Below are 22,961 nucleotides of genomic sequence, written 5' to 3' on the forward strand. Positions count from 1 at the left end.
AAAGTTTTTATAGAAATCTTGTGTTTCTTTTACTAAATTAATATCCCCAAATAATTGTGGTTGAATGATTTGACCTGCCCATAAGATTTGTAATGCTGATTCAGCACTGTATCGATCCCAGTTGAACGTTCCTACAGGATTGCGGTATACACGATGATTTCTAACAGCTTTTAAACTAGCCCATTGTGGGTCATTCATCATTTGGTCAATACCTTTTTGTGCTTGTGTACCACCGATGATGATAATATCTGGATCTGCTTTGATGATTTCTTCTATGGTTACTACGATTTGTGGACCTTCTGTTGTAATGGCATTCTTGCCACCTGCATAACGAATCCATTCATTAATAATCGTTTTGTCTCCATCTACTTTTAATAAATTATCTCCGCCTACGATATGCAACACAGTTGGACGTTCCGCATCGCTAAGATGTTTCGTTTTTTCTTCCGCTAATTTTACATTACCATCTAAATAGGCCAAATATTGTTTACTAATATCGATAGCCTTACCACCTAATACATCGGCTGTAATAGCCACTGTTTTTCGCAATCCTTCATAGTCTGCAAAATTCACACGTACTGCTGGAAGACCTGCTTTGCGAGCCATTTCAATTTGGTTCTTATTGCTAGCCAATACCACTTGTGGATTTAATTTTTGAATTTCCTCCATTTGTACATCTGTGCCTTTTACCGGCGCTGGAATCTCTTTAATTCTAGGATATACTTTTGCAAACCAAGGCAATCCTTGTACATTTTTTGTAGTAGATACTAGTGTATCTGCGCCCCCTAACATCAATACAACTTGGTTATTAGCATGCCATAAATCTGCTACTTGTTTGATATCTTTTGGAATCGTCACTTCCGTTCCATCAATATCTGTGACAACCCTCGTAGAAGATGTATTCCCTTGGGATGCATTTTCTGTGCCACAACCAGCCAACATACAAATGGCGGTAAATAAAGCTAATAACAATACTACAATACGCTTCATAAAACCTCCCCTTTCTGACCTAACTGTGGGATTACGCAAACTGTGCGCTGTACCGTTTCGCTGTAAAATAAACTAAGCTTGGTCCGGTAAATTCTCTCCAATACTTCCACAGTCACATCATTGACAGAATCGTAAAAATCTATTGTTCCACCACGACATAAACCAACACGGCTATTCAGTAATAAAGCCTGTTCCGGTACATGTGTAGTAAAAATAATAGCATATCCTTGTGTTCGCAATTGTTCTATCGTTTCTAGAACAATCACTTGATTACGTATATCTAATGCAGATGTTGGCTCGTCCATTAATAATAATCTCGTATCTTGCAATAAAGCACGTCCAATCGCTACTAATTGTCGTTGCCCTCCACTTAAATCGCGACACGGTTTATCTCGTAATTCTGTAATCCCTAGCATTTCTAGTATGCTATCTGTTTTTTGAAATTCTTTTTTTCCTGGTGAAGAAAACATCCCCGTTCGTAGCGTTGCTCCAAAGGATATATAATCTCGTACCGTATAGGCTATATCTGCTCCTATAATCTGTGGTACAAAAGCAATTAACTTCGCTCGCTCTTGAATAGACACACTCCCTAAATCTATACCATTGCAATATATATGCCCCGATTGTACCTGCTGAAAGCACATCAAGCAACTAAGCAATGTAGATTTTCCTACCCCATTACGCCCTAATAGAGCTAAGGTATCACCAGCTTTCACAGAGAATGATAAATCCGTAAAAATATTAGGCTCTCCCTTGCCATATGAAAAAGAGATAGAATCTACTGAAAGCTCAAAAGAATCCATTAGAAATACCTCCGTTGTTTATACAATACCCACGCAAAGAATGGCGTTCCAATGAATCCACAGAGTATTCCTAGTGGAATCTCTGCTGTTGTTAACGCTCTAGCAAACAAATCTGCTACCATCAAAAAGGAGGCACTGACCACAATTGCGGCGGGAATCAATTTTTTATGATCATGACCTACTAACATACGAGATAAATGAGGAATGACTAAGCCTACCCATCCAATGGTACCGCTTAAGCATACTGCTGCTGCAGTTAGCAATGTAGAAATTACGATTATGACAATTCGTTCTTTATGTACATTAATACCCAAACTCTGTGCCTCTTGATCGGATAACGATAAAATATTTAAACGCCACCGCAAGGCTACAATTGCTAAGGTACCAATCACAATAATCGGTAATACATAAAATAAATTATCCCACGTAACTTTTGCCAAGCTACCCAACTGCCAATACACAATATCTTGTAGTTCTGTATCTGGATCGGCAATGTATTTCAGTAGTCCAATGATGGCTGCCATAAATCCAGACACAATGATACCGCATAAGACAAGGACAATCCTCGATTGATTCTGAATTAATTTTGGTAATAACAAGGTTAAGCACACGGCTGCGATACCACCAATAAAGGCACATATTGCTACCCCATACAATGACAAATGTAATAAGATACCTAAGCAGGCTCCCACACTTGCACCATGTGAAACACCCAGTAAATCTGGAGATACCAAATCATTGCGGAAAACTCCTTGATAGGCTGTACCCGATACAGCTAACGCAATGCCTACCAAAATAGCACCTAATACCCGAGGTAATCGAATCTCCATAACTACATTATACATCGAAGCATCCCAAGTGATAGGTAATACTAAAAATTTAGATAGCAATATATTCCATACTTCTTGAACCGGAATAAAGAATCGTCCCATCACTAAAGATAGTAAGAATATCCCTGCACATACAAGGACTGCTATCACCATGGTCCGTTTGTAATGATGCATAGTCACCCTCCCATTCTCATTTATTCTTATATACTTACTATAGGGAGTTAATTCGAATATTGCAAGCACTTTTTTTACATATTGAAAATTGGCATAATTAAAAAAACGCAGTAAAAGTTTCCTTTCACTGCGACTTTTATATAGAGCCTCTACTCTCTATGAAGTATGCAATTAAATATACTGTCCTTTGATCATATCGTATTCAGATACATTTACTTGTTGTTTTCGCCCTGCAATCCGTAATACTGTATATCCCAAGATACCAGATACGATAGAGCCTACGAAGATACCAACTTTTGCCATTTCTTGTGCTTCTCCTGGAGGGAAGGCTAACAAAGATACGAACAAGCTCATGGTAAATCCGATACCACAACATAGAGCGATACCATACACATGAGTCCAATTGGTTTGAGCTGGCATTTCCACTAGTTTAGATTTTACTAGTAAGAACAATGTGCCAAATACTCCTACTTGTTTACCTAATACTAAACCTACTGCAACACCTAATACAACTGGATGGGCAAAGCTTTCTAAAGTAAATCCGTGGAAAGATACCCCTGCATTGGCAAAACCAAAGATTGGAATAATTAAGTAGGTAACCCAGTTACTTAAGGTGTGTTCCCATTCAGATAATGGAGATACATGACGACCATCACGTATGCCATGGTATGGAATAAACGCCGCTAAAATTACACCTGCTAAGGTAGCATGCAATCCTGACTTAAACACACAGAACCAAAGGCCAAATCCTAATGCTAAATACGGAATTGGTCTCGTATAGTTCATACGGTTTACGTATTGTAACATGAACACGATGATTGCTGCTACGAATAAGTAAAAGAAGTTTAACTCCGCTGTATAGAAAAAAGCAATGATAACAATAGCCATCAAGTCATCCATAACAGCCAAGGTAGTTAAAAATACTTTCATTGCAATGGGTACTCGATCACCTAAGAGTGAAACGATACCGATGGCAAAGGCAATGTCTGTAGCTGTTGGAATCCCCCAACCATGAATAAAGTCTGGATGATAACCGACAATGAAATAATAGATTAAAGCCGGCATTAAAAGGCCAAAAAATGCTGCAATACCAGGCAAAAATCGTTTTGCATTGGTATTCAATTCCCCTGCAATCATTTCCCGTTTTACTTCAAGGCCTACAAATAAAAAGAAGACCGCCATGGCCACGTCATTAATCCATAATTCAATGGACAATGGTCCTAATTTAGCATGAAGCAAAGAGTGGTACAAACTTTCTACTGGAGAGTTTGCCAATAGCACTCCTACCACAGCAGCTACAAAGAGTAGTACACCCCCTGCTGATGGTGATGTAAAAAAAGATACAATTCGATTCATACAATTACCCCTCTACTATGTAATATATATCATTAAATAACTAACATATTCTTTTGTTATTATATCACTAATTATATTCTTTATCTATCGAATTTTTTCTATATTGCGTATGTATACAAAATCCAATACTCGATTCACCGATGTCCTTACGATACTGTCGTCCCTCAAAGTCAATCATGGATACACGTTCATAAGCATGTTCTAAGGATTGTTCCAATGTATTCCCCAACCCTACAACACCTAATACACGACCACCTTGCGTTACATAGTGATCTGTTTCATATGTTGTACCAGAGTGAAATACCATTGATACAGTATCCATAGTATGAATATCTCCTGTGATTCTTTGACCTGTCAAGGTCTGCTGTGGATATCCTTCGGATGCTAAGATAACACAGGAAGCGTATTGTTTCGACCATTCCAAGGATATCCCCTCTAATTGTCCCGTAGCTGTGGCATACATGATGACTCCTAAATCACTCTGCAATAATGGCAATATCACTTGTGTTTCTGGATCTCCGAAGCGAGCATTGAACTCTACTACTTTCGGTCCTTCCTCGGTAAGCATTAGACCTGTGTACAAGCACCCTACATATGGATGACCTTCTTCTGCCATGGCTTTCACGATAGGTTTTACTATTGCGTCTACTATGGTTTGTTCCAAAGTGCCATCCAGTTCTGGCACCGGTGCATAGGCGCCCATTCCTCCTGTATTTGGACCTTCATCATGGTCTAACAATCGTTTATGATCTCTTGCTCCTATCATAGGTAAGACGTGAGTACCGTCCACAAAGGACAACAAGGATACCTCCTGTCCTCGCATATATTCCTCAATCACAACGCTTTCTTCCGAACTATTCAGCATTTCTTTCAACACTCGTTCTGCGTCTGTGAAAGTCTCACAAATAGTGACACCTTTACCGCCCCAGAGGCCATCTCTCTTTAATACAATAGGTACACCCCATTGATGAATAATGCCTTTTCCAGTTTCTACATCTTGGCAAACCTCATACTTTGCCGTAGGAATCTCATATCGACGCATTAATTCTTTTGCAAACGACTTAGACCCTTCTAATCGAGAAGCCTGCTTGGATGGTCCAAACACAGGAATCCCTACGGCTCGGATCGCATCGCTAAGTCCCTCTACTAAAGGGAGTTCTGGACCTATTACCACTAAATCAATCTGATGTTCAACCAACCAAGGCATCAATTTTTCTTGATGTTTCCAATCTATTTCTACCATAGTTGCTACGGATGCCATACCCGCATTTCCTGGTACTACATAAACATCTGTTACAGATGGGCTATGGTGCAATTTCCAAGCTAATGCGTGTTCACGACCACCATTGCCAATAATACATACTTTCATAGATACCTCTCAATATAAACTATTTTATAATAGCTTGTTTCTTAATGACAACACGAGATCCCACTATATTCAAGGCATCCTCGCAAAATAATCGCACCGCCTCTGGGTAGATGCGATGCTCTTCATGCAAGATTCGTGTTGATAAAGTATCCACCGTGTCATCTTCATAGACAGGTACCACCGCCTGCGCAATGATAGGACCCGTATCCATGCCTTCATCCACAAAATGAACGGTACATCCTGTGTATGTTACGCCTTTTAGTAAGGCTTGCTTCTGTGCCTGTAAGCCTGTAAAGGCTGGCAATAAGGAGGGATGTATGTTCAAGATGTTTCCTCTGTACGCTTGCACAAATGTAGATGGTAATATACGCATATACCCAGCTAACAAGATGCCCTCCACTTCATATTCTTGTAACAAATCTAGCATAGCTTGTGTCCAGGCTGCTTCAGTACCATAGTTGGCAGGCTCTACTATGTGTACAGGAATGTACCAAGCACGTCCTTTCTCCACAATACCCACATTGGGTCTATCACTAATGATAAGAACTATTTCACCCTCTATATACCCCGCTTCTATGGCCTTATAGATGGCTTCTCCATTAGACCCTCTGCCACTGCCAAATAGAGCCAATCGTTTACGCATGGAATGCCTCACCAAGAATCGTCACATCTCCCTGCCCTTCTGTAACAAGTCCAATGGAGTACACTACTTCTCCCTGTTCTTGTAACACTTCTACCACACGTTCTACTAATTCTGGTTTCACCACAAGTACCATGCCTATGCCCATATTGAAAGTATGATACATTTCTCTCGTTTCTACATGACCCCATTCTTGTAATAGCTTAAAAATAGGTGGTACTGGCCAGGCATCACTATGAATGGTGACAGACAACCCTTTGGGTAATATACGAGGAATATTGTCGTAGAAAGATCCTCCTGTTATATGAGCCATCCCTTTCACTAACTGTTCTTTCAGTAGTGGTAGAATGGGTTTTACATACAGTTTTGTTGGTGTCAACACTTCTTCTCCAATAGTACGACCCAACTCATCCACATAGGTGTCCAATGGCATTTGTTGTTTTTCTAAGATAATGTGGCGCACTAAGGAAAACCCATTGGAGTGTAAACCTGATGAAGGTAAACCTAGCACCATATCTCCTGCCTCGATAGAAGCTCCCGTAATGCATCGGTCCTTATCTACAATCCCTACTGCAAAGCCAGCTAAATCATAATTGCCATCACCGTAGAAACTAGACATTTCCGATGTTTCTCCACCGATTAAAGCACACCCACATTCTTCACAAGCCTCACCAATACCATCGATAATACTTTCAATATGATTATGTTCCAATTTACCGACTGCAATGTAGTCTAGGAAAAATAGAGGAGTCGCCCCCTGTGCTACCACATCGTTCACACTCATAGCCACACAATCTTGACCAATCTGGCGATGCTTATTCATGAGGACGGCAAAGCGAATTTTCGTACCCACCCCATCCGTACTCGATACAAGAATGGGTTCTTTCATGGTGTACTGTGCCAAAGAATAGAGCCCACTAAAACCACCTAGAGATCCTAGTACACCCGGTGTATAGGTGCGTTCCACACGGTGTTTAATCTTTTGAATGAGCTGGTTCCCCGCTTCTACATCCACGCCAGCATCTAAATAAGTAACAGGTGTATTATCAACAGACATAAGTACCTCCCTTGGTATACTCATCCCCTACAGGACTTGGATACTCTCCAGTAAAACAAGCCACACACAAACGCGGTACTTCTAATTGTTTCATAGACTGCATCAATCCTTCATGAGACAAATAATATAAACGATCAACGCCAATATATTGACTGATTTCTTCTATGGAATATCGATGAGCTAACAACTCTTCTGCATCAGATGTATCGATACCAAAATAGCAAGGATACCGAATAGGTTCAGAAGTTAAACACAAATAGATTTCTTTCGCTCCCGCTTGTCGTAACATGGAAACGATATGTCGACTTGTGGTGCCTCGTACAATGGAATCATCAATAAGAACAATACGCTTTCCTTGTACCACATCAGGAACAATACTAAACTTTTTACGCACCGCTTCCTCTCGACTAATTTGGTTGGGTTCTATGAAAGTCCGCAATACCTTCGGATTCCTCACTAACCCTTCCCTATAGGGTATACCAGATTCCTCTGCATATCCCTGAGCAGACAAAGTCCCTGAATTAGGTATGGGCATAACAATATCCGCTTCATATTGTGTTTCTTTTGCCAGCTGACGTCCCATAGCTACCCTTGCTTCTGATACACCTTGCCCATCGATAACACTGGTAGGATGTGCAAAATAAATATATTCAAACACGCAAGTATGTTGTTCCACTACCTCCTGTTGTTCTACGCCTGCACTTCCTACTTGTAATTGTTTTGTTTTTTCTTTATTTTCTAATTCCTCAACCCCACCTCGAGAAATAGTTCTACTCTGTATACCACCCTCAGTATTTTGGTAGTCCGAGACTTCGTATCTTATACTGGAGTGATACGGTACACTGCGGAAATCTGTTCCATCAATAAGAATTATTTCACCAGGCCTTACATCACGAATGAAAGTCCCCTCTATAGCGTCTATAGCGCAACTTTCAGAGGCAAGTACATACCCATGGGCCGTACGTCCTACACAAAGAGGACGATACCCATGAGGATCTCTCACACCTATCAGCATCTCATTGGCAACAATCGTCAACGAAAAGGCACCTTCTAATCGCGCACAAGATTGCTGAATAGCACCTAGGATGGTCGATGCATTGGAGCAGTTGATTAAATGGACGATGACTTCTGAATCCATTGTGGTCGTAAACACACAGCCTTGGGTTTCCAACTCACGACGTAACACTTGGGCATTCGTCAAATTCCCATTATGGGCCACTGCAAATGCACCCCACTGCGACTCCCCTACAATGGGTTGTACATCACAAGGATTCTCTATACCTGTAGTGGAATACCGCACATGCCCAATCCCTATATGACCTTTTAAGAAAGAAACATCCTGTAAGGCCTCTTTCACGAGCCCTGGTCCTTTCACCACATCTATCTGTGATTCATGAACCACAGCAATACCCGCTCCTTCTTGCCCTCGGTGCTGTAACGCCACAAGGCCTTCATATATAGTTGTCCCGATGGTAGAGGACTTGTCATAGACTCCAAAGACTCCGCATTCCTCATGCCATGTATCTAACACACCATCATATTTCATTATGCCCCCTAGAGTCATACTCTACTCATATCGTGCACACGGACAAATTATCAAATGTCAAACTATCTCTATTATAACTTGCTACACAGCTATCTTCAATACAAACTCAGGGAATCAACAAAAAACGTGGTATACTTAAGATACAAGAAGTCATGTATGGAATGCTAACAAACATACTATAGGATGTAGTGAGAATCCCACTACCATCCTATTAACCCAAAGGAGGCTATGTATGCACATTTTCCGTCTATTTGTCACTCCTCGCACAACTACTTCACAGGAATCCGAACAATTACGTAGGACCTTTGAGCAAGATTTACAGATTCCTCTCACCGACCTCAGGGTCTACGAACGATACGACATCTCTGGAATCACAGAATCAGAGTTTGAACGTGCTAAAACCCTCATTTTTTCTGAACCTCCCATAGAAACTACCTGTACTACACTAAACCTGTCCTCCCTAGGCCATCCCATTGCTATTGCGCCTATACTAGGTCAATATGACCAGCGTGCTGATGCTGCAGAGCAATGCCTCTCCATCCTCACTGGTCATGATCATAGTACTGTACGTACTGCACGAATCTATGTCTTAAGGGGCCCCCTAACTAAAACACATATAGATACAGCTCGACAATATCTTTTGCAATCTATCGATGCCTATGAAAGCTCCATGGACCTTCCTACAACGCTAGATATAGTAACACCGGTAGTTCCAGAAACTTCGCACATAAAGGAGTTCACCACCCTGACGAAAATAAAGCTAGAAGAACTCCTTCACTCTATGCAATTGGCCATGACTCTAGAAGACCTACTATGTATTCAAAGGTATTTTCAAACAGAGCATCGCAATCCAACAGTGACTGAAATTCGTGTATTAGACACCTATTGGTCAGATCATTGTCGCCACACTACATTCAATACCCAATTAACGGAGATTACCTTTGATGAGTCTGCCCTTACCAAGCCGATTAGAAAAACGTATCAAACCTATCTTGAAACAAAACAACAACTGAATCCATCAGCTGATGTAGCACCCACATTAATGGACATGGCCACAATGGCTATGCAAGAACTTCGTCATCAAGGCAAACTAAATCAATTAGATGTGTCCGACGAAATCAATGCGTGCACCATCATTGTTCCGGTACAGGTGGATGGTAAAAAAGAAGAATGGCTGTTATTGTTCAAAAACGAAACCCATAATCATCCTACTGAAATCGAACCTTTCGGTGGTGCTGCCACTTGTCTAGGTGGCTGTATTCGAGATCCTCTCAGTGGTCGTGCTTATGTATACCAAGCCATGCGTATCACTGGCTCTGGTAACCCTTTAGTCTCAAAAGAGCATACTTTGCTCGGTAAATTACCACAATCCTACATCACAACCACAGCTGCCAAAGGTTTTTCTTCCTACGGCAACCAAATTGGCGTTCCTACAGGGGAAGTACGTGAGTATTACCACGACTCCTATCGAGCTAAACGTTTAGAAGTAGGTGCTGTCATCGGTGCTGTGCCGCGATCTCATGTACATCGTGAAAACCCCATCCCCGGAGATCTCATTATCTTACTAGGCGGTAAAACTGGCCGTGATGGCTGTGGCGGTGCTACAGGCTCTTCTAAAATACATACGAAAGACTCTCTCTCTATCTGTGGTGCAGAAGTGCAAAAAGGAAATCCTGTTACAGAACGAAAAATTCAACGCCTATTCCGCAACCCAGAGGTAACACAATGTATCAAACGATGTAACGACTTTGGAGCAGGCGGTGTAGCCGTTGCTATTGGAGAACTCGCAGATAGCATTCATATATACCTAGATGCGATACCTACAAAATACACTGGGCTCACTGGAACAGAGCTAGCCATCTCAGAATCCCAAGAAAGAATGGCTTGCATTATTGATCCTAGCCAATGGAAACGAATCCATTCCTATTGTGCAGAGGAAAATTTGGAGGCTACTATTGTAGGAGAAGTGACAAATACTGGACGCCTAGTGATGGACTTTCAAGGAGAAATTATCGTCAACCTACATCGTCAGTTCTTAGCTACAAATGGAGCTACACAAAGTACTACAGCTCATATCGTATCTCCAAGAGCAAACCACTCCCCTTCGTTTATTACGAATCTATCTTCTCTCTATACAACAACCAAAGCTTCCATAGAAACACGCTTTCATCAAGCCTTGCAAGATTTGAACAGTACCTCCCAAGAAGGATTACGAGCTATGTTTGACTCTACCGTCGGTGCGAATACTGTGCTCTTTCCTTTCAGCGGAACCTATCTGAAAACTCCTGTCCAAGGGATGGTAGCAAAACTTCCTGTGTTACAGGGAACTACCACGACTGCTAGTATCATGACCCATGGTTTTGATCCATATCTATCAGAATGGAGTCCCTACCATGGCGCTCAGTATGCGATACTCCTTAGCTTAGCAAAGTTAGCCGCTATAGGAGGAGATATCTCTAAAGCTTATCTAAGTTTTCAAGAATATTTTGAAAAACTCAACACTCCTATGTCCTGGGGTAAAGTGATATCTGCTCTGTTGGGCGCCTATGAGGCGCAACGCCAATTAGGTGTAGCCGCCATTGGTGGTAAAGATTCTATGAGCGGTACATTCCAAGATCTCCATGTGCCCCCTTCTCTCATTTCTTTTGCTGTCACCACCGAGGATATCCATCGCATACTCTCTCCTCACTTTCATGAGGCACACCATCACATCCTATTTCTGTATGTACCAGAGCTCTCTGATGGTACACCTAACTGGGCCGCCTTTAAAGCACATTGTAAAACCTTGCGTTCCTTCAATATCACGCAACAAGTGTATAGTGCGTATGTCGTAGAACAGGATGGCATCGGACCCGCTACGGTGAAAGCTTGTCTAGGCAATGCCATTGGCTGTGTCTACCATAAAGACGAACTGCAAAGACTAGTTATGGCTGTATCTTCTACGCATAAAAAACGAGAACTAGACCAAACAAGCATAACTCAATCCTGTGCCAATACATCAGAGAATGATAGTCTCCTTGCTTCTCTAACTCCTGAAGATATATTGTTCTATCCCTTCCGTGGTTCCTTCCTCATAGAGGTGGATACTGTGACAGCTCAGGCATTAAGGGACTTACCTCACATGTACCATATTGGCACTACACAAGAAGACCCTTCTATTGTGATGGGGGATACCTCTATCTCATTAGATGACTTAACCAATTCCTATGAAAGCTCCTTAGCATCTATCTTTCCTATCTACGCAAAAGAAAAAAACTTCGGTGATACCAGTACCTCTGCTAACAGCAAACTACTACACACTACACAAAGCAAACCATGTAGTAAGTATACTTCTCTATCTCATCCTAAAGTGCTGATTCCTGTATTCCCTGGCACCAATTGTGAATATGAATCTGCACGGGCTTTCACAGAGCATGGTGCCAAGATAGAAACTCTTGTCATTCGCAATCGAAGCAGTCAAGAATTACAAGAATCTATTCAAGCCTTAAAACGCAGTATAAACAGTGCTCAAATTGTATGTTTCCCTGGTGGTTTTAGTAGCGGTGATGAACCAGCTGGATCAGGCAAATTTATAGCTACCCTGTTTCACAATCCATACTTGCAAGAATCTTTAGAGAATCTATTATACAAGCGTGATGGTTTAGTGCTTGGTATATGCAATGGATTTCAAGCACTAATTAAGCTTGGATTAGTCCCAACAGGCCATATCCAACCATTGGAGCAAACCAGTCCTACCTTAACGTACAATACAATAGGACGTCACATTTCTACGATAGTCCATACAAAGGTTGTATCCACAAATTCACCATGGCTCAGTGCTTGTCAAATAGGCGACATCTACACAGTCCCTATTTCTCATGGAGAAGGTCGTTTCCTTGCTACAACAGAACAAGTAGAAGAACTCTATGCTCAGGGGCAAGTTGCCACACAATATGTAGACTTTGTGGGTAATACTACCTATGATCCACGATGGAATCCTAACCAATCTATAGGTGCTGTAGAAGGATTATTAAGCCCTGATGGTAGAATATTAGGGAAAATGGCTCATATAGAACGCCTGGGCCATGGTATACATAAAAATATCAATGGTAACCTTGTAATGCCTATTTTTGCATCAGGCGTGCACTACTTTATAGATTAGCACTCTCGCTCGGTAAGCTAAGTCCAAACTAAAAAAAACTGAAAAACACAAATAGAGGAAGATGGAGTAAAAGCATCCATCTTCCTCTATCGTTATATGGCTTTACAAAAAAGAGGCTATGACAACATGTAACACATGGTATCATAGCCCTTTATATATGATATATGATGTATGAATTATAATTAACCCACTTCTGGTTCTAACAAACCATATTTGCCATCATGTCGACGATATACAACGTTCATGATTTCAGTATCTTCATTGAAGAACATAAAGAAGTCATGTTCCAATAGATTCATTTGTAAAATTGCTTCTTCCACGCTCATAGGACGTACAGTAAAGTTTTTGCGACGTACTACTTCTAATTCCTTTTCTTCTGGAATCGCTTCCACAGGTGTCACATCTACATGGAATCCAGTTTCTTTACGGAATCGTTTCGCTAACCGTGTTTTATGTTTATGGATTTGACGAACAATTTTATCCACCACTAAATCGATAGCAGCATACATATCTAAGTGACTCTCTACACCACGCAATACTACGCTTTCTACAAAACATGTCACTTCTACTTTACGCTCTTCTTTTTCTAAAGATAACACAACTTGAACCGTAACTGGTGTTTCAAAATAACGGGATAACTTTTCCAACCGTTTTTCAATATATTCACGCAAGGCAGCTGTCACTTCAAGATTTTTTCCTCTTACAGATACTTTCATAGTCGTCACCCTTTCTGTGTAACATATAGTGTTGCTATATGTATATAATTCTACATGAAAGTATGAAAACCCTTTTTTATTTTTCTATATTTTTTCTACATTTAGTGAAAGTAAAAAAACTTAGGGACCCTATTTAGGAATCCCTAAGCTTTGTTCATAAATTATGCTTTATATACGTTAGCCGCTTGAAGACCACGGTTGCCATCTACGATTTCAAATTCTACTTGTTGTCCTTCGGATAAAGACTTAAAGCCATCTTCTTGGATTGCAGAAAAATGAACGAATACATCGCTGCCATCTTCTCTTTCAATAAAGCCATAACCTTTTTCTGCACTGAACCATTTTACTTTCCCAAGCATGATAATTCCTCCTACCTTTAATACTGCAAGCGATTTAGAGTATCTAAATCTTGCTTTCATGTTATCACTATATATGTATGATGTCAATCAAAATATCACTTTATTTTCAAGTATATAACATATCGATATAATTTAACGAAACTATTAATCAATTATTTCATTCTATACTAATAATATAAACATTTAGGGTATATTTTACGCTTCATATATCCATTATATTTTTCAATTTATATTCACATTATACCTTATTTTTATAAATCTATGAATAATGTCAATTATCAAGATTGAATTTGTCTATTTTATTCATATCGTTTTATTTATTCCATATGCGCATCATTTTAATAATTATTTTATTTTATAAACAATTATGAAACAATACCATAATTATTCTTTTTGCGTAAGTTATTCACTATATTTTATACTCATACAAATAAATATCACTACTATCTAAAACGATATACTCCTTACAACATATAATGGATATATGATTACATATATCTATTTATAGCAGTACATATAGGTCTAGGGATACCAATCAATTCATTAGTAAAATTTTAAATATCATACTTAATTTCACAACAAAAAACTACCCTACATAGGAAACTCCGTATATAGGGTAGTTATATTTCTCTGATATCGTCTTATCGAATAACTTTTGATAAGAAAGACTTTGTTCGTTCATGTTTTGGAGTATCGAATACTTCTGCTGGTGTTCCTTCTTCCAAAATTTCGCCACTATCTACAAATAATACACGTGTAGCTACTTCTTTGGCAAAGCTCATTTCATGAGTAACGATGACCATAGTCATCCCCTCTTTAGCCAAATCTTTCATAACGTCTAATACTTCACTAACCATCTCTGGATCTAACGCTGATGTAGGTTCGTCAAAAAGCATGACTTTTGGTTTCATCGCTAACGCTCTAGCAATGGCTACACGCTGTTGCTGACCCCCAGATAATTGTTCTGGGTACGCCTCTGCTTTATCGGATAAACCTACTTTTCCCAATAAATCACGAGCAATGCTTTCCGCTTCAGATTTTGAAAGTCCTCTAATTTTTTGTGGTGCTAAAGTAATATTATCTAGTACAGTCATATGAGGAAATAGATTAAACCGCTGGAATACCATGCCCACTTCAGCGCGTACGTTGTCGATGTTTTCTTTCACATTTAAGTTCTTGCCATCTACAATCACGTCACCTTCTGTTGGTTCTTCTAAATAGTTCATACAGCGCAATACAGTACTTTTACCAGAGCCAGATGGTCCAATAATAACCACTACTTCACCAGCATCGATTTCTGTAGAAACGCCTTTTAAGACATGCAATTGTCCAAAGTATTTATGTACATTCTGTAATTGAATCATTTGATATTATATTTCCTTTCTAAGTACGCTACGAGTCGGGAAATGGTTAATGTCATAATCAAGTAAATCACCGCTACGGCTGTCCAAATTTCAAAGGAACCGTAGGTACGAGCGATAATTAATTGTCCTCGACGTGTCAATTCTTCAAAACCAATAACTGCTACTAGAGAAGTATCTTTCAACATAGCAATAAATTCATTGCCCAATGGTGGAATGATAGCTTTGAAAGCTTGTGGCATAATAACATAGCGCATCGTTTGGAACCAAGTTAAACCTAAAGAGCGACCTGCTTCCATTTGACCTTTATTAATAGATTGGATACCGGCACGGAAAATTTCAGATACATAAGCACCAGAGTTTATAGAACAAGCCAAGACGGCGGCTAAATAGGGCCCAATTGGTTCTGGCGCACCATTGGCATTAACGATAGCCCCCAATAATTTAGGACCACCAAAGTAAATCATAAAGATTTGTACTAATAGTGGTGTGCCACGAAATAGTTCTACATAACATTTTGCGATCAAACGAATCACTTTAAATCGTGATAAGTTCATTAGCGCCACTACTAGTCCAATAAAGAAACCAAAGCCCACACTCATGAGGGTAATTTGAATTGTAATTCCAGCCCCTCCAATTAACAGGGGTAAAGAGTCGACAATTAACTGCCAATTAAAATCCATCGTTACCTATCCATCCTTTCATTCAACACAGATAAGGAGGCACAAAGCCTCCTTATATAGTACATTATTTTCCTTCGTATGTCACGGGAATATCCTTAGGCATGTCAGTTTTAAACCATGTTTGGTATATCTTATTTAAAGTACCATCTTGCTTCATCTCTGTCAATGCTTTATTTACACTATCTACTAGGTCTTTATTCTTTTTATTCATAGCTAAACCAAAGTATTCTTTCGTATTTGGATAAGCGATAATCGTTAAGTGTTGATCACTATGTTTGGCTACGTAATACTGAGCCACTGGCAAATCAATTAAGGCCCCTTCTACACCACCATTTTGTAATTCTAATAAAGCATCGCTAGTATGGTCAAAGTTTTTTACTATAGCTCCATTGATTTTGTTTGCTAAGTCTGCCCCTGTAGTACCCATTTGTACGGCAATCGTTTTTCCTGTCAAATCATCTAAACTTTTAATAACGCTACTTTCCTTGACAACCACAGCCATACCAGATTCATAATAAGGCATACTGAAACCAACTTTTTCCATCCGTGCTTTTGTAATGGTCATCCCCGATGCTGCTAAATCAATTTCGCCATTATCTAAAGCTGGTACTAGTGCATCAAAAGGAACATTTTTAAATTCAATAGTTTTACCCGTCCGTTTCGCAATTTCTTTAGCTACATCGATGTCAAAACCTTGTAATTCTTCGGATCCTTCTTGCTTAAACTCAAACGGTACAAACGTTGCATTAGTGCCTATCTTCAAGACACTTCCTTTTTGTACTTGGTCTCCTCCTTGAGAGCCACATCCCCCTAGTAGTGCTACTACACCTAAAGCTAATAAGCCCGTACATATTAATTTTTTTACATTTGCTTTCATAATTGGTCTCCTTTACTAAATATCTTATGTATATCTTATGCACTAATTATACATCTACATGAATATTTAGTCAACATAAATTTACATATATTTTGTATTTTTATTAATTCCTGTTATATTTGTTAAATTGTATACGCAATATATAGAAACTGATATACCAAAAAAGCATAAAAAAATACACAGCAGAACAATTTCTGCTGTGTTTCATACGGCTGACCTGGTCTTTGCCCCCACACTCGCCTGCTGGAAGGTTCGCTCTTAAGCCATGCTCCCCACTACTACCCCTCTCGACATATTTTGTCGGCAGGTCTTACATCTAAGCCGCACCATGCTCACAATTTCTCATTGCTTATGTGGATCGTTTCGCCTGCGACTGGCCTCGACTTTCAACCACAGACCCGTTATGTACTCTTATTATATCTATATTTTTTACTTTTGTCACTTAGGAACTGTCATGATATTTTTCATTTTACTTATATCATTTTTATATAGTACATTTATAAAAAAGACTTGCTTTTTTTCATCAAATATACATCAGCTTTACTCCATCCCACGTTTATCACATTCTCACTTTTTATGTAAATGATGAGAACTTTTCAGTACATTTTTGTCCACTCTACAGGGTATATTCAAGAATAGAATTTTATTGTATAATGTGTGTACTTAAGTAAACGAAGAATATAAAAACGGTGGTTTTCCAAAAGAGAGTACACCGTTTCTATTTGTTAGGAAGGGTTTGCGCATGTTTATGTTATCATTAATTCAAGAATCAGGGGCTTACGAACAAGATAAAAGCACCTTAGAGTTAGTAACCTTACAGCTCTTACAAATGATTCAGATGAAAAGCCAAACTTTATATGTGCATTCAGTACAGGTTGCCAATTATGCTGTAGCCATTGCTGCTAAAATGGGGTTGCCAAAAGGTGAAATCGAATTGATTCGCCACGCAGCGTGTTTACACGATTTAGGCTTAATTTGCTTACCTACCACTACCTTGATGAAGTTTCCCTACTTCAACCGTCAGGAATTATCCAAATACAAGCAACATCCTGTATTTGGGGCTAGCATGATTGAAAACTATCCATGTTGCCAGCCTATCATCCCTTACATTAAATACCATCATGAGCGTTGGGATGGCACAGGTTTTCCTAAACACTTACGAGGCGCTAATATTCCATTAGGAGCTCGCATTATTGGTATTGCTGATTACTACGTAACAGCCATCGACCCAGCTTCAGATACAAGCCTACAACCTCGTAGCGAGATCAAACAAGAACTATTTAGACACTCTGGCACACAATTTGATCCAGATGTGGTGAAAGCATTCATAGAAATATTAGGATAATCATTAGGCTCCACTTGCTAAAGTGAGAGCCTTTATCTTTGCTTTAGGTAAGACAGCATGAATTGTCTCCGCTGCTTCTAGTAAAGTAGCCCCCGTAGTATAGATGTCATCTACTAGCAATACACTAAGGTCTTTATCAACATAAGTATCCACCATAGTAGGACGAACTAAGAAATGACCTTTCATATTTTTTCGTCGTTCTTCCTTTGTCAATGTCCACATTGGTTTAGATCCATCTAATTTCAACAACAAATCTACCCAATTCCAACCTTGTTGCATAACCCAATTTTTGAATAGCACTTCCACTTGATTATAACCCCGTTGTTTCCGTTTGCTTTCACTAATGGGAATAGGTACAACAATGGTTGGTACATACTGCATATCCAAACAAGTAACTGTAAAACGTTGTAAAAAAGGAGCGGCTCCTAGAGCTCGCTCCTTTTTTCCATTAAATTTTATATCATGTAGCATGGTTTTAATACCACCTATATAATCAGCTAGAATATATATACATTCTAAAGAAGAATGTTTCGGACCTAATATACAACGTTCATGCATAACTGCTTGCAAACATGTATCACACCACTCACCTTGAGTATATACATCTTTACCACAATGGATACAAGTAGGTGGACACAATAGGTCCCATAATCTCATTAGATCGCCCCCTCTAAGCGTTCTTTAAATAATGTATATCGATAATTTGTATCTACTCGATTCACCGCTGTATCTACGGCTGTTTCGCTACCGATGAGTAACACCTTATCCTTCGCACGTGTAATCGCTGTATAGAGTAGATTTCGCTGTAACATCACATTATAGGCAGAAATAAATGGTAGAATGATACGTTCATATTCACTGCCCTGTGCTTTATGAACCGTAATTGCATAAGCAAGTGCCATCGTCATCATATCCTCTTCGTCAAGAGTCATCGATTTATCTGGAAATTTTACATGTACCTGTTTGCCAAGTATATCTGTAATTACACCAATTTCTCCATTGTACACATCTTGATCATAATTATTTTCCATTTGAATAATCTTATCTCCAATGCGATACACTGTACCATCTACTTTTAATTCTTCTTCACCGCTTCTTCTCGGATTCAATTCTTCTTGCAAATATTTAGAAATAGCCGCACTACCTATGACGCCTTTACGCATAGGACAAACGATTTGAATATCTAGGTCAGACTCTACGTACTGTAATTCCTCTCGATAATGATTAGTAACCGCTAATAGGACACTTTCCACATCATGAGCACTTTCAAATTGAAATTCATCACAACTCGATAAATCGGGCATCTCACCATGATTAATCGCGTAGGCATTATCGATGATTCGATTCCCCTCTTGTTGACGATATATCTGCGTTAACCCTTGATAAGGTATCACAGAACTAGTCAACATATCTCGCAAAATAAAGCCCGCACCGATAGGTGGCAATTGATCCACATCTCCCACAAGGACCACATAAGCACTAGGTGGAATCGCCTGTATCAGGGCATAGTATAGCTCTAAATTAAGCATAGATGATTCATCAACAATAACTACATCTACCTCTAATGGCTCATCTTGATTCCGGGCAAAGGTATAAATAGTATTATCAAGTTCTGGCTCTAGCAAGCGATGAATAGTATAAGCCTCCATACCTGTCGCTTCCGACAAACGCTTCGTAGCTCGTCCTGTAGGCGCACAGAGGACAATACGTTTTAGGTTTCCTTGCTGAAATCCTTCTACTAAGGCTTTGATAATAGTGGTCTTTCCTGTACCTGGACCTCCAGTGATAATAGAGAATCGATGACTAAGCGCCATATGAATAGCTTGCTTTTGCTCCACCCCTAACTCCATGGAATGCTTAATTTCATAACTTTTGCAGAAATCATCACCATCCAATAAAGGTAGTACATCATTATCTAGGAAAGCTTCTGTGAAATCTACACTGTCTACTTCTGCTCGATACACAGTAGGGTGGTAGATATACAGTACATCGTCGTGATCTACCTGTACATAGCGCTTTGTTTCAATTAAGGTTTCTAAACGGTCTACAATCACATCGATATACTCATCACCTAATAGATTCGACAACTGTACCATCAATTCCTCTACGGGCATACAAGAATGCCCTGAAGATCCGATCTGCTCCATGGTAAAGCGAATCCCTGCATCGATGCGCTTTGGATTATCAAAGGGAAATCCTAATTCTGCTGCAAAATGATCTACTACAGAAAAAGGCAAGTTTATATCCACCGTCAATAGGTAATAAGGATTATCTTGCAGCATTTCTATGCTTTTAGCACCGTACACTTCGTAAAGTTGGCGACTCCAACGATTACTCATATTGTATTTAGCAAAAAAATCATTAATTTCCTGCAAGACCCCTTCACCTAACAAAACCTTATACAGTTCTTGCTTTGTTCTAAGGGATATATTGGGGACTTCTAATAATTCCATAGGATTTTCGTTTTTCAGAATCTCTAGAATAGAAATTCCAAAATAGTCCAGCAGCTTATCTAATGATTTAGGACCTAACCCTTTCACACTAAGACTTTCTAAATACCGTCTAGCACCTGCTAAGGTATCTGGCATCACACGTTGTATGCTTTGGACAGCAATCTGTTTGCCATATCTTTTATGAATTACAAACTTACCTTTAATTTCCACCTCTTCCCCTACTTTAGGAGGGGCTATATTTCCTGTACAAGTATGAGTATCTTCCTGATAATCCCGCACGATAAATATGCAGTAATCTTCTTGAGGGGACTTATAGATTACACGGTATACCGTTCCTAATACCGTTATCATAGAGATGCATTGGGCAATGCAGAAATAACAGCTTGTACCACATCTGCTACATTGCTAATATTTTCAATTTTAATGTGACTCACACGTTCATAAATTGGTTGACGCTCTTCGTATAAGCGGAAAATATATTCAATACTTTCTTTCAATAATGGACGAATTTCCATATCTAAATCGTCAAGGATTTGTTTTACATCTCGTTGAATCAATACCACATAACCAGATTCACGCATCAGTTCAGCTGTGGCATCACACAATACCGTACCACCACCTGTAGCAATGACACTGGCATTTTTTTTGCTCACCAAATCTTGAATTACATTAAGTTCTAATTGGTGGAATTCTTCTTCTCCATCATGAATAATAATATTTTGAATAGATTTTCCTGTACGCTCTTGGATTTCTGTATCCACATCAAAGAACTCTAAGCCTAATGCCTGTGCTAAGGCTTTACCAATCGTTGTTTTACCTGCTCCAGGCATACCAATTAAGAAAATATGTTGATGAACATGGTTCTTTTCATACTCTTTAGAAATACGAATTACCTCATTCATAAACTCTTTTGCATAATCCGCTAATTCAGGGTTTTCCAATGCTTGTACAGCCGATGCAAGGATTTCTTGCTCTCTTTGTACATCATGAATTTTCATCTGATGCTCTTCTTTATATTTTGCAATATCTACCACAATACTCAAACGTTCTTCAAAGAGGCGAATCATTTCTTTATTAATAGCATCAATTTTTTGGCGATTTTCTTGTAATTTCATAGATATACTCCTTAGAATTTTTTATAGATAGTACTATGTAAATGCTTTAATGCAAAGGTCTTATCATCTTCCATTTGATCGATAAGGGCTTGCAGGGAATCAAACTTTACTTCTCCTCGGATAAAAGCAAGAAATTCTACCGTAGCCACTTCTCCGTATACATCATCAGAAAAATCAAATAAATGGGTTTCAAAACGATGATATTGATTCGTAAAAGTTGGATTATCTCCCATATTACCTACTGCACCATACCATTTGCCACCAATATATACTTGGTTTACATACACACCATCAGCTGGCGCTGCCATAGTATCTGGGAAATGAAAGTTTAATGTAGGAAACCCCAAAGTGCGCCCCCGTTGATCCCCTTTTACTACTGTGCCCGTAAATCGGTAAGGTCTACCTAGCATGGTATTAGCTAATTCAATATCACCACGTAAAATACTACTACGTATGGCAGTGCTCGATATAGGGGCATCAATCCAATCATAACGTACCAATTCTTGATCATGGACTTCAATAGACGGATATAACTGACGAATTAACTGAGAATTACCTAACCCTTTATATCCAAAATTAAAGTTTGCACCTACCACTATTTTCAGTACATCGCGATGGGCACATAAATCATGAATAAAATCTTCTCCTGACTGCGCTACTAATTCTTGAGTCATAGGAAGCTCCAATATATAATCAACACCCATAGCCTTTAACATATCATATCGTTCTTCTCGTTGTAACAAACGAGGTGGAATTTGTCGCGGTTGTAATATAGTAAATGGATGAGCATCGAAGGTAACAATCACAGAAACTCCATGACATGCCTTAGCGCTGTCACAGACTTCCTTAATGATTGATTGATGACCTAAATGCAGTCCATCAAAGGTTCCCATTCCATATACAATGGGCTCCTGTATCGTATCTAACTCTGATATCGTATATAAAATATTCATATTGATCCTTATCTTTTGAAATATGAAATAGAACTTTTATTTCGTTTACTCTTTATTATAACACAACCGAAGACTATAGAAAGTGTATACATGTATTTCTCTAAAAGAAATACAATATCACCTATACAGTTTAATTTGTAATATCCTATTCAGTATAATACACGCCATATAAGATGCTTTTCTATCAAATAGT

General features: G+C 39.2%; 19 protein-coding genes. 2 read left to right on the forward strand and 17 right to left on the reverse strand.

All coding sequences use genetic code 11. The features are described 5' to 3' along the window. The 8 genes from HMPREF3032_RS06280 to HMPREF3032_RS06315 form a co-directional block, all read right to left on the reverse strand. Positions 1 to 990, reverse strand: a 990-nt coding sequence (locus tag HMPREF3032_RS06280; protein WP_072270770.1) for an ABC transporter substrate-binding protein, incomplete at its 3' end; no start/stop codon positions are given. Next, the gene (locus tag HMPREF3032_RS06285; protein ID WP_062403142.1) at positions 987 to 1,793 is read right to left on the reverse strand and encodes an ABC transporter ATP-binding protein; all 807 of its coding nucleotides are present in this window, start codon (positions 1,791 to 1,793) and stop codon (positions 987 to 989) included. The genes HMPREF3032_RS06280 and HMPREF3032_RS06285, both read right to left, overlap by 4 nt. Continuing rightward, on the reverse strand, positions 1,793 to 2,797 hold the full coding sequence (locus tag HMPREF3032_RS06290; protein WP_062403145.1) for a FecCD family ABC transporter permease: 1,005 nt from the start codon (positions 2,795 to 2,797) through the stop codon (positions 1,793 to 1,795). The genes HMPREF3032_RS06285 and HMPREF3032_RS06290 overlap by 1 nt, the downstream gene beginning before the upstream one ends. A 171-nt stretch (positions 2,798 to 2,968) precedes the next feature. Beyond that, the gene (nhaA, locus tag HMPREF3032_RS06295) at positions 2,969 to 4,153 is read right to left on the reverse strand and encodes a Na+/H+ antiporter NhaA (RefSeq protein ID WP_062403148.1); all 1,185 of its coding nucleotides are present in this window, start codon (positions 4,151 to 4,153) and stop codon (positions 2,969 to 2,971) included. 67 nt (positions 4,154 to 4,220) lie between these two features. Further along, entirely contained in the window at positions 4,221 to 5,522 is a 1,302-nt protein-coding gene (gene purD, locus HMPREF3032_RS06300; RefSeq protein WP_062403151.1) for a phosphoribosylamine--glycine ligase, read from the reverse strand. Between the two features lie 19 nt (positions 5,523 to 5,541). Next, complete coding sequence (purN, locus tag HMPREF3032_RS06305; protein ID WP_062403154.1) at positions 5,542 to 6,165, reverse strand: phosphoribosylglycinamide formyltransferase; 624 nt, start codon at positions 6,163 to 6,165, stop codon at positions 5,542 to 5,544. Further along, on the reverse strand, positions 6,158 to 7,219 hold the full coding sequence (gene purM / locus HMPREF3032_RS06310) for a phosphoribosylformylglycinamidine cyclo-ligase (protein ID WP_062403157.1): 1,062 nt from the start codon (positions 7,217 to 7,219) through the stop codon (positions 6,158 to 6,160). Before purM ends, purN begins: the two co-directional genes overlap by 8 nt. Next, positions 7,209 to 8,765 carry an amidophosphoribosyltransferase gene (locus tag HMPREF3032_RS06315; protein ID WP_062403160.1) on the reverse strand — a complete coding sequence of 519 codons (1,557 nt, stop codon included), beginning with the start codon at positions 8,763 to 8,765 and terminating at the stop codon, positions 7,209 to 7,211. Before HMPREF3032_RS06315 ends, purM begins: the two co-directional genes overlap by 11 nt. Positions 8,766 to 8,997: 232 nt before the next feature. Between HMPREF3032_RS06315 and HMPREF3032_RS06320 the strand changes: the two genes are divergently transcribed. Then, positions 8,998 to 12,906, forward strand: a complete 3,909-nt coding sequence (locus tag HMPREF3032_RS06320; protein ID WP_062403163.1) for a phosphoribosylformylglycinamidine synthase — start codon at positions 8,998 to 9,000, stop codon at positions 12,904 to 12,906. Between the two features lie 182 nt (positions 12,907 to 13,088). On the opposite strand, the gene hpf is transcribed toward HMPREF3032_RS06320, so the two are convergent. The 5 genes from hpf to HMPREF3032_RS06345 form a co-directional block, all read right to left on the reverse strand. After that, positions 13,089 to 13,622 (reverse strand): ribosome hibernation-promoting factor, HPF/YfiA family, encoded by a 534-nt coding sequence (gene hpf, locus HMPREF3032_RS06325; protein ID WP_009372200.1) that lies wholly within the window; start codon positions 13,620 to 13,622, stop codon positions 13,089 to 13,091. 161 nt (positions 13,623 to 13,783) lie between these two features. Further along, positions 13,784 to 13,981, reverse strand: coding sequence for a cold shock domain-containing protein (locus HMPREF3032_RS06330; RefSeq protein WP_009354004.1), 198 nt, complete (start codon positions 13,979 to 13,981; stop codon positions 13,784 to 13,786). A 641-nt stretch (positions 13,982 to 14,622) separates the two neighbouring features. Then, a complete protein-coding gene (locus HMPREF3032_RS06335) occupies positions 14,623 to 15,345 on the reverse strand; it encodes an amino acid ABC transporter ATP-binding protein (protein WP_062403166.1) in 723 nt (240 codons plus the stop codon). After that, on the reverse strand, positions 15,342 to 16,025 hold the full coding sequence (locus HMPREF3032_RS06340) for an amino acid ABC transporter permease (protein WP_009372151.1): 684 nt from the start codon (positions 16,023 to 16,025) through the stop codon (positions 15,342 to 15,344). Before HMPREF3032_RS06340 ends, HMPREF3032_RS06335 begins: the two co-directional genes overlap by 4 nt. A gap of 64 nt (positions 16,026 to 16,089) precedes the next feature. Next, positions 16,090 to 16,905 carry a basic amino acid ABC transporter substrate-binding protein gene (locus tag HMPREF3032_RS06345; protein ID WP_369813347.1) on the reverse strand — a complete coding sequence of 272 codons (816 nt, stop codon included), beginning with the start codon at positions 16,903 to 16,905 and terminating at the stop codon, positions 16,090 to 16,092. A gap of 739 nt (positions 16,906 to 17,644) precedes the next feature. Between HMPREF3032_RS06345 and HMPREF3032_RS06350 the strand changes: the two genes are divergently transcribed. Beyond that, complete coding sequence (locus HMPREF3032_RS06350) at positions 17,645 to 18,247, forward strand: HD-GYP domain-containing protein (protein WP_062403170.1); 603 nt, start codon at positions 17,645 to 17,647, stop codon at positions 18,245 to 18,247. Between the two features lie 3 nt (positions 18,248 to 18,250). Here the strand turns inward: HMPREF3032_RS06350 and HMPREF3032_RS06355 are convergent, their stop codons facing one another. From HMPREF3032_RS06355 to HMPREF3032_RS06370, 4 genes are read right to left on the reverse strand one after another with little or no spacing between them, the layout of a single operon-like run. After that, positions 18,251 to 18,904: a ComF family protein gene (locus HMPREF3032_RS06355; RefSeq protein WP_062403173.1), complete on the reverse strand. Its 654-nt coding sequence runs from the start codon at positions 18,902 to 18,904 to the stop codon at positions 18,251 to 18,253. Next, positions 18,904 to 21,051 carry an SF1B family DNA helicase RecD2 gene (locus HMPREF3032_RS06360; RefSeq protein WP_062403176.1) on the reverse strand — a complete coding sequence of 716 codons (2,148 nt, stop codon included), beginning with the start codon at positions 21,049 to 21,051 and terminating at the stop codon, positions 18,904 to 18,906. Before HMPREF3032_RS06360 ends, HMPREF3032_RS06355 begins: the two co-directional genes overlap by 1 nt. After that, positions 21,048 to 21,815, reverse strand: a complete 768-nt coding sequence (locus HMPREF3032_RS06365; RefSeq protein WP_062403179.1) for a shikimate kinase — start codon at positions 21,813 to 21,815, stop codon at positions 21,048 to 21,050. The genes HMPREF3032_RS06360 and HMPREF3032_RS06365 overlap by 4 nt, the downstream gene beginning before the upstream one ends. An 11-nt stretch (positions 21,816 to 21,826) precedes the next feature. Further along, positions 21,827 to 22,768, reverse strand: a complete 942-nt coding sequence (locus HMPREF3032_RS06370) for a bifunctional riboflavin kinase/FAD synthetase (protein ID WP_062403182.1) — start codon at positions 22,766 to 22,768, stop codon at positions 21,827 to 21,829. Positions 22,769 to 22,961: the final 193 nt, after the last annotated feature.

It is taken from the genome of Veillonella sp. DNF00869, assembly GCF_001553345.1.
Classification (GTDB): Bacteria; Bacillota; Negativicutes; order Veillonellales; family Veillonellaceae; genus F0422.

Excerpts from the sequence above, each read along its gene's own strand:
- HMPREF3032_RS06285 (WP_062403142.1), bottom strand. The coding sequence starts at position 1,793 with ATGGATTCTTTTGAGCTTTCAGTAGATTCTATCTCTTTTTCATATGGC.
- HMPREF3032_RS06290 (WP_062403145.1), bottom strand. The coding sequence starts at position 2,797 with ATGCATCATTACAAACGGACCATGGTGATAGCAGTCCTTGTATGTGCA.
- nhaA (WP_062403148.1), bottom strand. The coding sequence starts at position 4,153 with ATGAATCGAATTGTATCTTTTTTTACATCACCATCAGCAGGGGGTGTA.
- purD (WP_062403151.1), bottom strand. The coding sequence starts at position 5,522 with ATGAAAGTATGTATTATTGGCAATGGTGGTCGTGAACACGCATTAGCT.
- purN (WP_062403154.1), bottom strand. The coding sequence starts at position 6,165 with ATGCGTAAACGATTGGCTCTATTTGGCAGTGGCAGAGGGTCTAATGGA.
- purM (WP_062403157.1), bottom strand. The coding sequence starts at position 7,219 with ATGTCTGTTGATAATACACCTGTTACTTATTTAGATGCTGGCGTGGAT.
- HMPREF3032_RS06315 (WP_062403160.1), bottom strand. The coding sequence starts at position 8,765 with ATGAAATATGATGGTGTGTTAGATACATGGCATGAGGAATGCGGAGTC.
- HMPREF3032_RS06320 (WP_062403163.1), top strand. The coding sequence starts at position 8,998 with ATGCACATTTTCCGTCTATTTGTCACTCCTCGCACAACTACTTCACAG.
- hpf (WP_009372200.1), bottom strand. The coding sequence starts at position 13,622 with ATGAAAGTATCTGTAAGAGGAAAAAATCTTGAAGTGACAGCTGCCTTG.
- HMPREF3032_RS06330 (WP_009354004.1), bottom strand. The coding sequence starts at position 13,981 with ATGCTTGGGAAAGTAAAATGGTTCAGTGCAGAAAAAGGTTATGGCTTT.
- HMPREF3032_RS06335 (WP_062403166.1), bottom strand. The coding sequence starts at position 15,345 with ATGATTCAATTACAGAATGTACATAAATACTTTGGACAATTGCATGTC.
- HMPREF3032_RS06340 (WP_009372151.1), bottom strand. The coding sequence starts at position 16,025 with ATGGATTTTAATTGGCAGTTAATTGTCGACTCTTTACCCCTGTTAATT.
- HMPREF3032_RS06350 (WP_062403170.1), top strand. The coding sequence starts at position 17,645 with ATGTTTATGTTATCATTAATTCAAGAATCAGGGGCTTACGAACAAGAT.
- HMPREF3032_RS06355 (WP_062403173.1), bottom strand. The coding sequence starts at position 18,904 with ATGAGATTATGGGACCTATTGTGTCCACCTACTTGTATCCATTGTGGT.
- HMPREF3032_RS06360 (WP_062403176.1), bottom strand. The coding sequence starts at position 21,051 with ATGATAACGGTATTAGGAACGGTATACCGTGTAATCTATAAGTCCCCT.
- HMPREF3032_RS06365 (WP_062403179.1), bottom strand. The coding sequence starts at position 21,815 with ATGAAATTACAAGAAAATCGCCAAAAAATTGATGCTATTAATAAAGAA.
- HMPREF3032_RS06370 (WP_062403182.1), bottom strand. The coding sequence starts at position 22,768 with ATGAATATTTTATATACGATATCAGAGTTAGATACGATACAGGAGCCC.